General features: G+C 66.8%; 12 protein-coding genes. 3 read left to right on the plus strand and 9 right to left on the minus strand.

Annotated features, from left to right (window positions below; translation table 11 throughout):
* Positions 1-23: 23 nt before the first annotated feature.
* Both GcLGCM259_RS08805 and coaE read right to left on the minus strand, forming a co-directional pair.
* A complete protein-coding gene (locus GcLGCM259_RS08805) occupies positions 24-284 on the minus strand; it encodes a hypothetical protein (protein WP_138926375.1) in 261 nt (86 codons plus the stop codon).
* Positions 281-877, minus strand: a complete 597-nt coding sequence (gene coaE, locus GcLGCM259_RS08810; RefSeq protein WP_138177849.1) for a dephospho-CoA kinase — start codon at positions 875-877, stop codon at positions 281-283. The genes GcLGCM259_RS08805 and coaE overlap by 4 nt, the downstream gene beginning before the upstream one ends.
* Positions 878-936: 59 nt before the next feature.
* Here coaE and GcLGCM259_RS08815 point away from each other — a divergent pair, with 59 nt between their 5' ends.
* The 3 genes from GcLGCM259_RS08815 to GcLGCM259_RS08825 all read left to right on the plus strand — a co-directional run bounded on the left by GcLGCM259_RS08815 (position 937) and on the right by GcLGCM259_RS08825 (position 4606).
* Positions 937-1626, plus strand: coding sequence for a YigZ family protein (locus GcLGCM259_RS08815; protein WP_138926376.1), 690 nt, complete (start codon positions 937-939; stop codon positions 1624-1626).
* The gene (locus GcLGCM259_RS08820; protein WP_138926377.1) at positions 1623-2741 is read left to right on the plus strand and encodes a class I SAM-dependent methyltransferase; all 1119 of its coding nucleotides are present in this window, start codon (positions 1623-1625) and stop codon (positions 2739-2741) included. The genes GcLGCM259_RS08815 and GcLGCM259_RS08820 overlap by 4 nt, the downstream gene beginning before the upstream one ends.
* Positions 2742-2896: 155 nt before the next feature.
* Positions 2897-4606, plus strand: a complete 1710-nt coding sequence (locus tag GcLGCM259_RS08825) for an HNH endonuclease signature motif containing protein (protein WP_175419373.1) — start codon at positions 2897-2899, stop codon at positions 4604-4606.
* Between the two features lie 82 nt (positions 4607-4688).
* Here the strand turns inward: GcLGCM259_RS08825 and GcLGCM259_RS08830 are convergent, their stop codons facing one another.
* The 7 genes from GcLGCM259_RS08830 to GcLGCM259_RS08860 form a co-directional block, all read right to left on the minus strand.
* Entirely contained in the window at positions 4689-6011 is a 1323-nt protein-coding gene (locus tag GcLGCM259_RS08830; RefSeq protein ID WP_138926379.1) for a hypothetical protein, read from the minus strand.
* A 266-nt stretch (positions 6012-6277) separates the two neighbouring features.
* On the minus strand, positions 6278-7744 hold the full coding sequence (rpsA, locus tag GcLGCM259_RS08835; RefSeq protein WP_138177861.1) for a 30S ribosomal protein S1: 1467 nt from the start codon (positions 7742-7744) through the stop codon (positions 6278-6280).
* A gap of 237 nt (positions 7745-7981) precedes the next feature.
* Positions 7982-9274 (minus strand): GNAT family N-acetyltransferase, encoded by a 1293-nt coding sequence (locus tag GcLGCM259_RS08840; RefSeq protein ID WP_175419374.1) that lies wholly within the window; start codon positions 9272-9274, stop codon positions 7982-7984.
* Between the two features lie 216 nt (positions 9275-9490).
* Positions 9491-12112 carry a DNA polymerase I gene (polA, locus tag GcLGCM259_RS08845; protein WP_246049875.1) on the minus strand — a complete coding sequence of 874 codons (2622 nt, stop codon included), beginning with the start codon at positions 12110-12112 and terminating at the stop codon, positions 9491-9493.
* Positions 12113-12318: 206 nt separating this feature from the next.
* Positions 12319-12870 carry a dihydrofolate reductase family protein gene (locus GcLGCM259_RS08850; protein WP_138926382.1) on the minus strand — a complete coding sequence of 184 codons (552 nt, stop codon included), beginning with the start codon at positions 12868-12870 and terminating at the stop codon, positions 12319-12321.
* A gap of 54 nt (positions 12871-12924) precedes the next feature.
* Positions 12925-13164 (minus strand): hypothetical protein, encoded by a 240-nt coding sequence (locus tag GcLGCM259_RS08855; RefSeq protein WP_138926383.1) that lies wholly within the window; start codon positions 13162-13164, stop codon positions 12925-12927.
* The gene (locus GcLGCM259_RS08860; RefSeq protein ID WP_138177871.1) at positions 13161-14408 is read right to left on the minus strand and encodes an inorganic phosphate transporter; all 1248 of its coding nucleotides are present in this window, start codon (positions 14406-14408) and stop codon (positions 13161-13163) included. The genes GcLGCM259_RS08855 and GcLGCM259_RS08860 overlap by 4 nt, the downstream gene beginning before the upstream one ends.
* Between the last annotated feature and the right edge of the window lie 105 nt (positions 14409-14513).

Raw genomic sequence — 14513 nt, forward strand, 5'->3', positions numbered from 1 at the left:
GCCGCACCCCCGCGCGGCACCCGTTATCGCCCTCGGCGCATCCCGCCGCGGATGATCGCCCGCTTGGCCGTGTTGGACATCATCGAGCCAAAGAAGCCGGCGGTAAGCACGGTCGCCGCGGCCAGCCCCAGCAGCGCCAGCCACCCGGAAACGTAGACCACCGGGGAGTAGGGCCCGTTCGAGGCGACGAACTCACTGCGCCCGCCAAAGCCCAGCCACAGCACCAGGGCGACGGCGAACGCGGCAAGCATCACCCACTTGGAGATCCGCAGGGTCAGCTTCATGCACTGAACCCGTTCCGGAAGACGCGGGTGACCTTCTCGTTCAGCTGCTCGATGCTCCCGTCGTTGTGGATCACCACGTCGGCCACGGCCGCGCGCTGCTCGTCGGTGGCCTGGGCCGCCATCCGGGCGACCGCCTCGGCCCGGTCCCAGCCGCGGTCCTCCATCATCCGCCGGATCCGCTCATCGTGCGGGGCCTGGACCACCAGCACCTTGTCAAAACGCTGGTGCTGGTCGCTTTCCACCAGCAGCGGGATGTCCTCCACCACCACCTCGGCGCCGTCGGCCACCGCCGCGGCGCGCAGGCGTTCGGCCTCGGCGCGCACCGCCGGGTGCACGATCGCGTTCAGCTTCTCGCGCTCTCCGGCGTCGGCGAACACCACCGCGGCCAGCGCGGCCCGGTCCAGGCTGCCGTCCTCGGCGAACACCTGCGAGCCGAAGGCCAGCCCGATCTGCTCCAGCGCCGGGGTCCCGGGCTCCACCACCTGCCGGGCGATCGCATCGGCATCGATCACCACCGCGCCCAGCTTCAGCAGCTGCGCGGCCACCGCCGATTTGCCCGAGGCGATGCCCCCGGTCAGTCCCACATGAATCATGACACCCGCTAAGTAAGAATGGCCTCAGGTCTAGAACTCCACCCTATAAACTAAGTCAGATGAACAGCAACGTTTCGGTGGCGAGTCGGTACACCACCCTGGCCGCGGACCTGTCGCACGAAGTGGAGATCAAGCGTTCGCGCTTCATCACCTACCTGTACCGGGTGTCCTCCGAAACCGACGCCCGCGGGCTCATTGCCGCGCTGCGCAAGCAGCATTTCGACGCCCGCCACCACTGCAGCGCGTTCGTGCTCGGCGCGGACCGGATGACCCAGCGCTCCTCCGACGACGGGGAGCCGGCCGGCACCGCCGGGATCCCGATGCTGGAGGCGCTGACCAAACGCGAAACCACCCACGGCACCGATTTGAGCGACGTGCTGGCCGTGTGCGTGCGCTACTTCGGTGGGATCAAGCTCGGCGCCGGCGGGCTGGTGCGCGCCTACTCCGACTCCGTCTCCAAGGCGCTGGACGCGGCCACCCTGGTCACCCGGCAGCGGATGCTGCGCTTGGCCGTGCCCGCCGCGCATTCGCAGGCCGCACGCTACGAAAACGATCTGCGCGCCGCCGGCTACCAGCTCGGCGCCACCGACTGGCAGGTCGAGGGTGCGCTGCTGCAGGTGGCGATCGCCGACGAGCCCGGCGCCGAGGACGAGTTCCAGCGCCAGCTGGCCACCCTCTCCTCCGGCGCCCTGCACGGGCAGCTGCAGGGCCACGACTGGGTGGACGTGCCCCAGGGCGGTGGGCGATGAGCGAGCTGCTGGACGCCCTGCGCCGCTACCCGGACGTGGAGGCCGAGAACCTGCACGCCGTGGACGCGGCCGAACGGCTGATCCTGGACACCGTGCACAGCTGGCCGGGCACGGTCAGCGTGCTCAACGACCACTACGGCGCGCTCAGCCTGGGCGCGTTGGCCGCCGGCGCCGAACGGGTGCTGGTGCACACCGATTCGCTCACCGCCCAGCGTGCGATCACCGCCAACCTGCAGCGCCTGGCCCCGCAGTGGCTGGAGCGGCTGCAGCTGCTGGACCCCGGAACGGCGCTGCGGGATGCCGAACTGGTGCTGCTGAACCTGCCGCGCGGGCTGGATGTGCTCGACGAATTCGCCGCGCTCATCGCGGAACACGCCCACCCGGAGGTGGTGGTGCACGCCGGGGGGCGCATCAAGCACATGAACCGCTCCATGAACCAGGTCCTGCAGGCGCGCTTCGCCCGGCTCGACGTGTCCCTGGCCCGGCAGAAGTCCCGCGTACTCACCGCCCGCACCCCGCTGCCGCACCAGCCGGTGCCCAGCTTTCCGGCGCAGGCCACCCACACAGTCAACGGCCGGCGCTTTACGCTGCGCGCCTCCGCGGCGACCTTCGGCCAGGCCCGGCTGGATCCGGGCACCCGGCTGCTGCTGGAGCACCTGCCGGATCTTTCCGGACAGGATGAACTGGTGGACCTGGCCTGCGGCAACGGCAGCATCGGGATCTACGCGGCACTGGCCACCCCCGGGCTGCGGGTGGCGGCCTCGGACCATTCGGCCTCCGCGGTGGCCTCCACCGCCGCCGGTGCGGCGCTGAACGGGCTGGGCGGGCGCATCAGCGTCGTGCAGGATGACGGGCTGTCCCGGCTGCCCGCCGCCAGCGCCCACCTGATCACCCTGAATCCGCCCTTCCACATGGGCAACACGGTGCATGCCGGGATCGCGCTGAAGCTGCTTGATGAGGCGGCCCGGGTGCTCGCCGACGGCGGCCAGCTGTTGTGCGTCTACAACTCCCACCTGCGCTACCGCGGGGAAATCACCCGGCGCATCGGCCCGGTCCGCCAACTGGCCCGCAACTCCAAGTTCACGGTGGTGCAGGCCACCCGGCAGCGGCACTAAACCGGGGCATGTGGCCCGGCACCGCTGGGCACCGGAACGCCATGCCGCGCCAACCACCGGGCCCGGCAACCACCGGGCACGGGAACACGAAAAGAGTTATCCACATCTTTCGCTGCCCGCCGCCGCCTCGCGGGTTGACGGCGCACACTGGGGCCATGAGCAACAACAACCTGCGCCAGGCGGTCGAACAGATCGCCGCGCACCTGCGACAACCGGCCGGGCTCAGCGCCCAGGACGCCGCGGCGCTGTGCCAGCTCATGACTTCCCTGCCCGCAGCCCTGCACCAGGCCGCCCAGGCGAACGCCGATCCCCGCTACGCCGTTCGGCTGGCCAGCAGCACCGAAAGCGCCGGGGACCACATCGCCCGCCTCAAGATCCTGTGCGCCCACCTGGCCGAGCGCCACGCCCTGCACTGCCTGGATCCCCGGGAGCTGGACGTGTTGCGCGATCATTGCGATTCCCCGGACACCGCCACGGACGAGGCATCCCCGGCGGCCCCCGACTCCGCCGACGTTGCGGCCCGCTACGCGCTGGGTCGGCCCACCTTCAAGGACCCGGCCGAATTCCTGGCCGGTTGGCTGCCGCTGGACTACCACGAGGCCAAACGCCGGGTGAACGCAGCCCGGCAACTGATTGGCCGGTTCGATGACGCCGGCGTGCCGGTCGACCCCCAATTCCCGAAGCTGGCCGCGAAATTCAACGACGCCTCTCTGCCGCCCCAACCGGTGATCTCCGCGGCCGGACGGCTGGCCACCTTGGAGCCCGTCGCCGAAGGCACCGAGCAGCCGCTGCCACCGGTGCTCACCCCGGAGGGCGCCACCGTGGAAGACATCGCCCAGAACCTGGTTGCCGAACCCAATCCGGCCACGCGCAGCAAGAAACTAAACCAGCTGTTCAAGCAGGCGCGGACCACCACCGAACAGCTCGATCCCGTCACGGCCACCGGCCTGTTCCGGACCGGGGCGAAGAACGGGCTGGTGAACTATGCGTTGCGGCTGTTGCCCGGCGACGCGGAACTGATCGAATCACTGATCGCCCAGGCCGATAATCCGCGCACCGATGCCGGGAACGACAGCCGTGTGCTCGACGATCCCGCGGAAGCTGGCACACCGAGTGGATCTGCGCCGGCTCCGGACGCCGAGGATCGCCCGGACTTTGTCACCGCAGAGGAAGCGGCGCAGAGCGGCCCGATCAGCTCGGTGGCCGCCAATGTCCCACAGCGCCGGCTCAAGGCCCTGCTCGGGTTCCTGCGCCTGGACATCGACAAGATCCTGCGCGACCACTCGCGCCGCCAACGCAAGGCCAAGGGCAAGGCCCAAAAGCGGGCTGCATTGCCGCCACTGGTCCGGCCCCTGGTGATGGTGCACCTGACACTGGCCGAGCTGCGCGGCGAAGCCAAAACCCACGGACTGACCGCACACGGGCTGGAACTGTCGGCCACCGACCTGCGCCGAATCCTGGCCCGGGCCAGAATCATCCCGATGACGCTGGGCGGCAAGGGGGAAATTCTCGATGTGGGCCGCAGCCAGCGCGAATACCCGCTGCCCATGGCCCGGGCGATCAAGGCCCGGGACCGCGGATGCATCGTCCCGGGCTGCAAAGTGCCGGTGGAGCACTGCGAGATCCACCACATCAGGTTCTGGAAGGATGGCGGAGTCACCGCCGTGCGGTGGGCCGCGACCATGTGCACGAAGCACCACCACGATGTGCATGCCGGGCTGCTCAAAGTCATCTCCAACGGCGGGGTGCCGCAGGTGATCCTGCCCAAATTCCAGGATCCGCTGCAGCTTCCCCGCCGCAATTCCATCAACTACCGGCTCGGCGACCTGTTCCGGCCGGCGGACCCGGTCGCTCCTCCCCCATAGGGCAACCCGCTCCCCTGCCGCTGGCACTGCTGGCTGCCCGTCGCGCGCCGACGCGATGAAGGTCTTCGGCCGTGGTGCGTGGTCAGCCCGCCTGGCGGTGCGGAAGCAGGTAGGGCCGCCGCCCCTCAACCCGCACGGCACTGCCGTCAATCCCGACCCCGGTCAGGGGGATGCGATCCAGTTCCTTGCCCGGTTGCCCCTGCCACACCACCGGTTCCAGGGACACATCGCGCCGCGCCCGCCAGCGTACGGTGCGCCTGTTGCGGCGCAGCACCTCCGAAACCCGATGTGGGTACAGCGCCAAACGGCCCTGCGGTGACCCAAGTGTGGAAACCGGGCCACTGTCCACCGGCAACGGGCGGCAGTCCCACCCGCTCAGCCCCACCACCTCCAGCTCGGTTCCGGCGGGAATCAGCTGGTCGTTCACGTGCTCTGCCCAGACCCACGGGTTCAGGGCGTGGCGCACAAACTCCTGCCTGCTCATGCTGTTGACAGCCTGCACCCCGTGCCGGGCACATTCTTCGTGGACCGGTACGAACTCGGCCAGCCAGGGATCGTCGTGTTCCGGTTCGGCGGCTGCCTCAAAGTTGCTTGCAGGTGCGCCGCACCTGCAGTCCTCCTCGGAGGCTTCCGAGCGCGCCACCACTCCGCTCAGTGCGCCCAGGTGAATCGCGCCGCCTTGTCCCCCACCGACCGGGATCCGCAGGACCAGGGGCCCGACGAATCGCTGGGCGGCGAAACGCACCAGCACCAGCAATCCCCAGAACGCGAGCCCGATCAGCCCATAGGCAGCGGTTTGCAGATGTTGTGTCTGGATCCGGTCCACCTGTTGCTGTGCATCGGTGAAATAGTCGAAGCCAACCCTCGCCAAGCCGTACACGAATCCGGCCGCGGAGAGTTTGGCCAGCCACGGGGCCACTTGTTTCCGGGCGGCGGTGTGCTGCAGCAAACTCTTCTCAACCATCACGGATTGCACTGCTTCACGTCGCCAGGTACGCAAGCTTCTGGTGAAACGCAGGCCACTGAGCATTCCGAGCCCACCCAGCAGGCCGAAACATCCGGCGCCCAGCGCAAGGACCCGCTGTTCCAGCGGCGGCCATGGCATCCAGGCCACGAGGGCCAGGCAGGTGGCCGCGGCAACCCAGGGCGCCTGGCGTCCGCTGGCCACCATCACCGCCACCGCACCGACGGCGGCAGTGAGCCCACCCCACCAGCCCTGCGCCAGCCAGGGAAGGTCATGCCCGCGGCAGCCGATGAGCCAGATGAGCAACCCCAGTACCGGCAGCCAGGTGCCAAGGCTTAAGATCCAGTTGGGGACGCTGCGCGGAACATTGCCCCACTCCTGCTCGCTCAGGCGCCGGAACGGGACGCTGACCTTCTCGGTGCGCGCCAGGATACTTGCCATCTCGGTTTCCTGTCCCATCGGCCCCTTTGCCTCTCGTTCATGATCCCCGTTTAATTGGGAGTTCCCTAAATCAAGACTAGTTTTGGCGAAGCGGGGAAGAAGGCCCGGAAGGAGGACTTTGCGGCGCGGCTCGTCAACATTTCGGAGGAGCTGCGCAGCCCGCCGCGGTGGCACGAGGCGTCCGATTAAACGACGACGGCGGGTTTGCCCCTGGTATCAGGGACAAACCCGCCGTCGTTCAGCTAGCGCTGGACGCTACGCGGCAATTAGTTGCCGGTCAGCTTCTCGCGCAGGGCAGCCAGTGCCTCGTCCGAAGCCAGGGTTCCGGAATCGGAAGCCGGTGCCTCGGAGGAGTACGAAGCCGGTGCCGGCTCGGCAGCGGTCGGCTCGGCGGTGGCGTCGGCGTTCATGGCCTCGGCAACCTGCTTCTTGTGAGCTTCCCAACGCTCCTGGGCAGCAGCGTACTGTGCTTCCCAAGCGGCGCGCTGGGTCTCGAAGCCCTCCAGCCATTCGTTCGACTCCGGATCGAAGCCCTCCGGGTACTTGTAGTTGCCCTCTTCGTCGTACTCTGCGGCCATGCCGTACAGAGCCGGATCGAATTCGGTACCCTCCGGGTCGACACCCTCGTTGGCCTGCTTGAGGGACAGCGAGATGCGGCGGCGCTCCAGGTCGATGTCGATGACCTTGACGAACAGCTCGTCGCCCACGGAGACAACCTGCTCGGCCAGCTCGACGTGGCGCACGGCCAGCTCGGAGATGTGCACCAGGCCCTCGATGCCGTCTTCGACGCGAACGAACGCACCGAACGGAACCAGCTTGGTGACCTTGCCCGGCACAACCTGGCCCAGGGCGTGGGTGCGGGCGAAGGTCTGCCACGGATCTTCCTGGGTGGCCTTCAGCGACAGGGAAACACGCTCGCGGTCCAGGTCCACTTCCAGAACCTCGACGGTGACTTCCTGGCCAACCTCGACGACCTCGGACGGGTGGTCGATGTGCTTCCAGGACAGCTCGGAGACGTGCACCAGGCCGTCGACGCCGCCCAGGTCCACGAAGGCACCGAAGTTGACGATCGAGGAGACAACGCCCGGGCGAACCTGGCCCTTCTCGAGCTTGTTGAGGAAGGTCGAGCGAACCTCGGACTGGGTCTGCTCCAGCCATGCACGGCGGGAGAGCACCACGTTGTTGCGGTTCTTGTCCAGCTCGATGATCTTGGCTTCGATTTCCTGGCCGATGTACGGGGCCAGGTCGCGAACGCGACGCATCTCGACCAGCGATGCCGGCAGGAAGCCGCGCAGGCCGATGTCCAGGATGAGGCCACCCTTGACAACCTCGATGACGGTACCGGTAACGACGCCGTCTTCTTCCTTGATCTTTTCGATATCGCCCCAGGCACGCTCGTACTGAGCACGCTTCTTGGAGAGAATCAGACGGCCTTCCTTGTCTTCCTTGGTCAGGACCAGGGCTTCGACGTTGTCGCCGACGGTGACAACTTCACCCGGGTCAACGTCGTGCTTGATGGAAAGCTCGCGGGAAGGGATGACACCTTCGGTCTTGTAACCGATGTCGAGCAGGACTTCGTCATGGTCAACCTTGACGACGGTGCCTTCGACGAGGTCACCATCATTGAAGTACTTGATGGTGGCGTCGACAGCAGCCAGGAAGTCCTCAGCAGATCCGATGTCGTTGATGGCAACGACCGGGGTGCTGTGCTTCTCGTTCGAGGTGATGGTCATGTAGTAGGGACTCCGATGTGGATAGTTTATGGTCAGTCGAGACTCCGGAAGTCCCGGAATTTCGAGGTGTGTACTGCATAGCGAGTGGACATGGCAAAGCCATGACACACTTTTCAAGTTTACGCGCTTGCACAGGCCTCGGTCAAAGTCACGTCGACATCCGGTGGATGGCCGCGCAAGTGTTGTTGGACACAATTGCGCGGCGCCCCGTCCTACGTAATGCCGGCGCGGCTCGGCCTAGAACTCGTAGGGCGTGAACGCGCTGCGCGGTTGGGCGAACAGCATTTCCAGCTCGTTGAGGTCGCGGTCTGAACGACACTGCACCAGGCCCACGTCCACCAGATCGGCCAGCCGCGCGCTGGCGAGGTAGAGCCGCGGCAGCATCGAAACATCCATGAACAGCTCTGGCAGCCGGTGTTCGGTGGCGGGATTCGGCGTGACCTTTGCCCGGCCCTGCTCGATGCGCACCTGATAGGTGCCGTCGGCCAGGCCCAGCTGATCACGCAGCACCAGCACGAAGGAACCGTCCCGGCTCCACGCGCGGGCCTGCAGCGCGGCGACGGGGTTCAGCAGCCGCAGCCACAGCACGTCCCGGGTCTCTTCCACCTTGTAGTTGCGGTCGTTGGCCAGCATCAGGCGCAGCGGGTCATCGACCGGCCCGGCGCCAAGCACCTCGCCGATCAGGTCGTGGTTGCCCAGGAATTCGAGCAGGGCCACCCGGGCGGCGGCGTTCTGGGCCAGCAGTCCACGCACCGTCATGGCCCGGGGCTTGGAGTCCCGGCTCTGGTACTTGTAGCTGAGCAGCCCGTCGAGCGTTCCGTGCTGGTCGTAGTGCGCGGCCAGACGCGCGTCCTTGGCCGGGGCGAGATTCTCCCACCCGTCCAGCTGGCCCAGAATGTAGCCGCGGTCGAACGCCGAGGCGTCAATGGAACCGTAGGTGCCGGCCATGCAGCGTTCGGCGAGTTCGTCGAAGTGCGGTTCGATCTGCTCGGCGCTGACTTCCATGGCCCGCCCGGGCAACGGCTCGCGCAGCTTCAGGCCGTCGGTGCACTCCAGCGCGAAGCGGTTCTCGTAGCTGGCGATGCCGTAGCCCCAACGCCCGTAGATCCGGGCGTCCGAGGCGGTCAGCGCCGCCCACGGGTAGCCCTGCTGCTTCGCGTAGCCCAGATCCTCGGTGATCTGGCGCCCCAGGATGCCGCGGCGCCGGTAGCTGGGGCTGACCGTGACTGCGGTGATCTTGTAGATCGGCAATTCGGTTCCGGCCCCTGCGTTCAGCCGCCCCGGGAAGCCGCCATAGGTGTGCACCGGTTCGTTTTCGTGCAGCGCCGGGCTGCCCGCACCCCGATCGTAGACCAGAGACATCCGCATTTTCTGGGCCGCGGTAATCTGCCGCCAGCGCTCGGCCGCGTCCTCGTTGGTCACTGGACTGTGGAAGCCGCGGGCGGTGGCGCGGTGGAACCGGTCCAGGTGTTCCATTTCTTGCTCGGTGAGCTGGTCGGCCTGCCAGTGCTCGGTGTGCAGCTTGTCCATGGTGGGTCCTTCCATCGGTTGATGGGACGTGGTGCGGGCCGCGCGGGTGTGCCGCCCGTCGAATCGTGGATGGTGCCGTGAGTCGTGGATGGTGCTGGGGGTGGTGAAGGGTGCGGTGGGCGGTCAGTGGGAGCGCTGGCCCGTGGGGTGTGCGCCCCCGGTGTCCGATCCGGCTGCGGGACCGGATCGGACACCGGCTAGGGGTTGCGTCGGCCCCTAGTGGCCGGCCTCGTGCCAGGAGTGGCCGATGCCGGGCTGCACGTCCAACGGGACACGCAGCTGGGCCGCGTTGCCCATCTGTTCGGTAACCAGGGCCTGCACCTGCTCCAGCTCCCCCTCGGCGATCTCCAGCACCAGTTCGTCATGGACCTGCAGCAGCATCCGGCTCTTCAGCCCGGCCGCCGCCAGTTCCGCGTCCACCTGCAGCATCGCGACCTTGATGATGTCCGCGGCCGAGCCCTGGATGGGGGCGTTCAGCGCCGCGCGTTCGGCGATGTCGCGCAGGCGGCGGTCGGAGCTGTTCAGTTCCGGCAGGTAGCGGCGGCGCCCGAAGATCGTTTCGGTGAACCCGTCCTTGCGGGCTTGGTCGACCACTGAACGCAGGTAGGTGCGCACCGCGCCGAAGCGGTCGAAGTAGTCCTTCATCAGGGTGCGGGCCTCGTCGACGGTGATCTTCAGCTGCTTGGACAGTCCGAAGGAGCTCAACCCGTAGGCCAGCCCATAGCTCATCGCCTTGACCTTGGAGCGCATCTCGCTGGAGACCTCTTCGGGGCTGACGTTGAACACCCGCGAGCCGACGTAGCGGTGCAGGTCCTCCCCGTCCTGGTAGGCCTGGATCAGGCCCTCATCCCCGGAGAGGTGGGCCATGATGCGCATTTCGATCTGCGAGTAGTCCACGGTCAGCAGCTTGTCGTAGCCCTCGCCGACGACGAACACGTCGCGGATGCGCCGGCCCTCCTCGGAGCGGATCGGGATGTTCTGCAGGTTCGGGTTCAGGCTGGACAGGCGTCCGGTGGCCGCGACGGTCTGGGCGTAGGTGGTGTGGATCCGCCCGTCCTCGGCGATCGACTTGCGCAGCCCCTCCACGGTCTGGCGCAGCTTGATCGCATCGCGGTAGGCCATCAGCGCGACCAGGAACGGGTGCCCGGTCTTGACCAGCAGGTCCTGCAGCGACTCGGCGTCCGTGGTGTAGCCGGTCTTGATCTTCTTGGTCTTTGGCAGCTCCAGTTTCTCGAACAGCACCACCTGCAGCTGCTTCGGGCTGGAGAGGTTCACCTCGTGGCCGATCGCGTCGTAGGCCTCCTGGGTGGACTGCTCCACCTGGGTGGTGAAGTGGTCGTAGAGCTCATCCAGCTTCGTGCGGTCCACCGCGATCCCGGCCCGCTCCATGTCGAACAGCACCCGCACCAGCGGCAGCTCAATGTCCTTCATCAGCTGTGCGGCGTGCTTTTCCTCCAGGCGCCCGACCAGGTACTCGGAGAGCTCGTTGATGGCCTGGCTCTGCGCCAAGGTGGCGTTCTTCAGCTCCGGGTCCACCCCCATCCCCAGGTCCAGCTGCCCCTTCTTCTCCGGCTTGACCACCGGGACGGTGGCCTTCAGGTGGTACTGGGCGATGTCGGCCAGGTCGTGGCTGCGCCGGTCCGGCTGGATCAGGTAGGCGCCGATCAAGGTGTCGTCGACGACGCCGACCAGGTCCAGGCCGCGTTCTGCCAGCAGGTGCATGCTGGCCTTCGCATCGTGCAGCACCTTCGGTGCGCGCGGATCCCCCAGGTAGTCGGCCAGCGCGCGGTCGGTCTGCTCATCCAGTTCAGTCAGGCTGATCCAGGCGGACTCGGTTCCGTGGGTCAGCGCCAGCGCGGCCGCTTCCCCGCCGCTGACGGCCGGCTGCAGGGCGATCTTCGCCCCGTTGGCGGCCTTGATGAACTCGTCCAGCTGCTGCGCGGTGGTGATCTCGGTGAGGTTGAACTCAATGACCTCGCGTTCGACCTCCTCTTCCTGGGCGGCGAACAGGTCAAAGAGGCGCTTGCGCAGGGTGTTGAACTCCAGCGCGTCGAACAGGTTTTCCACGGCCTCGCGGTTCGGGCTTTCCAGCACGGACTCTTCCAGGGTGACCGGCAGGTCCAGGTCGCGGTGCAGTTCGTTCAGGCGCCGGTTGCGCTTGACGTTCTCCACGTGCTCGCGCAGGTTGTTGCCCACCTTGCCCTTGATGGAGTCGATGTTCTCCAGCACCCCGTCCAGCGAACCGTACAGGCCCAGCCATTTCGCGGCCGTCTTGGGGCCAACCCCGGGCACGCCGGGCAGGTTGTCCGCGGTTTCCCCGACCAGCGCGGCCAGGTCGCAGTAGCGTTCGGGGCGGACGAAGTACTTGGCTTCGATAGCGTCGGCGTCCATCGGCGGGATGTCGCTGATGCCCTTCTTCGGGTAGAGCACCAGGGTGTCCTCGTTGATCAGCTGGAACGCGTCGCGGTCCCCGGAAACGACCAGCACCTTGAAGCCGGCGTCCTCACCCTGCCGGGCCAGGGTGGCCAGGATGTCATCGGCCTCGTACCCCTCCAGGGTGATGCTGGGAATGTTCATCGCCTTCATGACCTCTTGGATCAGGTCGATCTGGCCGTAGAACTCCTCGGGAGTCTTGTTGCGCCCGCCCTTGTATTCGGTGTACTCCTGGGAGCGCAGGGTCGGGGTGTCCAGGTCGAACGCGACCGCCACGTGAGTTGGCTTCTGCTGGCGGATCATGGTCAGCAGCATGGAGACGAACCCGTGCACAGCGTTGGTGTGCTGACCGGTGCTCGTGGCGAAGTTCTCGGCGGGCAGCGCATAGAAGGCGCGGAACGCCATCGAGTGCCCGTCAATGATCAGCAGTCGTCGGTCCGATTCGGACATCACTTTGGTTGTTTCACTCACACCTGCCAGCCTAGTTGCACTTCGGGACATTTTCACTTCCCGAACCACGCAATCTTTGGCACATCCGAAGGCCCTTGGCTCTGGCCGGAGCGGCAACATGGGCAGGTCAGGTGCGGGAGGGGGGCGGTGCTACTGCCGGGCTACGGGGCGGCAATCCGGTAGCGGTCCTCCAATACCCCGTTCTCGTGGGCCGTGCGGTTGATCAGGGTGAAGTCGGCAGGGGTCTTGGTGTCGAAGACGCTCACCCCGCTGCCCAGAACCACCGGGACGGTGAGCAGCTGCAGCTCATCGAGCACCCCGGCGGTAAGGAACCGTCCGGCCAGCTGGGCCCCGCCCAGGATCCAGACGTCCTGCTGGCCGGCGCTGCGGGCAATGTCGTGCGACCACAGGTCAATGTCCCCGCGCACGAACGTCAGGTCGGCCCCGGGAGTGGAGGGCAGCTCGTGGTGGGTGAACACCCACACCGGTTTGCCGGCGTAGGGCCAGGGCCGCTCAAGTGCGGTGAGCTGCTTGACCAGCCACAGGTAGGTCTGGCCGCCAATGACGATCGCGCCGACCTCGTCGAAGAACTTCTGGAACCCGGGCAGCGCGCCCTGCGCGTCGCCGAAGGGTTCAAGCCAGCGGGTTTCACCGGCCGAATCGGCGATAAAACCATCGATGGAGGCACCCACATAGTATTTGAAGCTCGTCATGGCTCCAGTCTATGGGTGCCTCCATCGGTGAAGGTACTCAGGCGGGAAATTAGCTCAAACGCCCAGGATGCTGGCGCTCAGGGCCGGCACGATCAGGATGATGCCGAAAAGCACCACGATTCCGCAGAAGGCGAAGCAGGCGAACGCGCCGAAGCGGTTCAGGTCCTCATGGCGGTCGTCATCGCGGGCGACGGCCAGCAGGCGGACGCCAAACGAGTACGCGCTGACGATGAGGATGGCGGCGACCCAGGTGGTTACCGCGACGATCAGGAATGCTGCCCAGTCGATGGTCACTTCTTGGCCCCCTGCGTGGGATTCTTCTTGGCGTTGTTCTTCGCCGCTTCCTTCGCGGCGGCCTTGGCGGCCTTCTCGCGCTTGCGGCGTTCCTTCTTCGACAGGATCTTCACTGCGGCACCCGAGGAGTCGATGTCGGAGATCGCGTTGTCGTGGCCGACAACGTCACGGCGCGAGAGCACCCAGAACACCAGCAGGATTCCGGCGCCCAGCACGCTGACGACCAGGGTGCCGGCGTTGCCCAGGTGCATGACCAGGGCGGCCAGCGCGCCGACGACTGCCGCGGCCGGCAGGGTGAACAGCCAACCCAGCGCGATGCGCCCGGCGGTACCCCAACGCACCTCGGCGCCCTTGCGGCCCATGCCCGAACCAATCACCGAACCGGAGGCGACCTGGGTGGTCGACAGGGCGAAGCCCAGGTGCGAGGAGGCCAGGATCGCCGAGGCGGTGGACACTTCCGCGGAGAAGCCCTGCGCGGGCTTCACATCGGTCAGCCCCGAGCCCATGGTGCGGATGATGCGCCAACCGCCGGTGTAGGTGCCCAGCGCGATGGCCAGCGCACAGCTGGTGATGACCCACAGGTGCGGGCCGGTGCCGGCTTCCTGCATCCCGGCGGCAACCAGGGTCAGGGTGATGACGCCCATGGTCTTCTGCGCGTCGTTGGTGCCGTGGGCCAGTGCCACGAGCGAGGAGGAGAAGATCTGGCCGTAGCGGAAGCCGCCGCGCTTGGGCGAAGCGCCTGATTGACGCTTGGTGATGGCGTAGGCCAGCTTCGTACACACGTACGCGGAGACACCGGCAATCACCGGGGCACACAGCGCCGGCAGCAGCACCTTGCTCATCAGCACGCCGTAGTCGATGGCGCCCAGCCCGGCGCCGACGATGGCCGCACCGATCAGGCCGCCGAACAATGCGTGGGAGGAGCTGGAGGGAAGGCCCAACAGCCAGGTCAGCACGTTCCAGATCACTGCGCCCATCAGGCCGGCGTAGATCATTTCCGGCATGATTTGCACGCCGCCCTCGCCCTCCTTGATGATTCCGCCGGAGATCGTCTTGGCAACCTCGGTGGAGAGGAACGCGCCTACCAAGTTGAGGGCTGCGGCGAGCAACACAGCTTTTTTCGCTGTGATGGCGCCGGTTGCGATTGGAGTGGCCATCGCATTGGCCGTGTCATGAAAACCGTTGGTGAAGTCGAAGAACAACGCCAAGGTAATGACCAGGACGACGATGAGCGTCAAATCCATTGAATACCAGCCTGGGGGTCGAACGGCTAAGGGAAAGTTTTCTGCTCAGCACACCGCGATATCGATCCATCTGCACGGTGAACGACACGGCACAATGGCCGCGAG

It is taken from the genome of Glutamicibacter creatinolyticus, assembly GCF_006094275.1.
Taxonomy (GTDB): domain Bacteria; phylum Actinomycetota; class Actinomycetes; order Actinomycetales; family Micrococcaceae; genus Glutamicibacter; species Glutamicibacter creatinolyticus.

Excerpts from the sequence above, each read along its gene's own strand:
- rpsA (WP_138177861.1), bottom strand. The coding sequence starts at position 7,744 with ATGACCATCACCTCGAACGAGAAGCACAGCACCCCGGTCGTTGCCATC.
- GcLGCM259_RS08840 (WP_175419374.1), bottom strand. The coding sequence starts at position 9,274 with ATGGACAAGCTGCACACCGAGCACTGGCAGGCCGACCAGCTCACCGAG.
- GcLGCM259_RS08850 (WP_138926382.1), bottom strand. The coding sequence starts at position 12,870 with ATGACGAGCTTCAAATACTATGTGGGTGCCTCCATCGATGGTTTTATC.
- GcLGCM259_RS08815 (WP_138926376.1), top strand. The coding sequence starts at position 937 with ATGAACAGCAACGTTTCGGTGGCGAGTCGGTACACCACCCTGGCCGCG.
- GcLGCM259_RS08825 (WP_175419373.1), top strand. The coding sequence starts at position 2,897 with ATGAGCAACAACAACCTGCGCCAGGCGGTCGAACAGATCGCCGCGCAC.
- GcLGCM259_RS08830 (WP_138926379.1), bottom strand. The coding sequence starts at position 6,011 with ATGGCAAGTATCCTGGCGCGCACCGAGAAGGTCAGCGTCCCGTTCCGG.
- GcLGCM259_RS08860 (WP_138177871.1), bottom strand. The coding sequence starts at position 14,408 with ATGGATTTGACGCTCATCGTCGTCCTGGTCATTACCTTGGCGTTGTTC.
- coaE (WP_138177849.1), bottom strand. The coding sequence starts at position 877 with ATGATTCATGTGGGACTGACCGGGGGCATCGCCTCGGGCAAATCGGCG.
- GcLGCM259_RS08805 (WP_138926375.1), bottom strand. The coding sequence starts at position 284 with ATGAAGCTGACCCTGCGGATCTCCAAGTGGGTGATGCTTGCCGCGTTC.
- polA (WP_246049875.1), bottom strand. The coding sequence starts at position 12,112 with ATGGCGTTCCGCGCCTTCTATGCGCTGCCCGCCGAGAACTTCGCCACG.
- GcLGCM259_RS08820 (WP_138926377.1), top strand. The coding sequence starts at position 1,623 with ATGAGCGAGCTGCTGGACGCCCTGCGCCGCTACCCGGACGTGGAGGCC.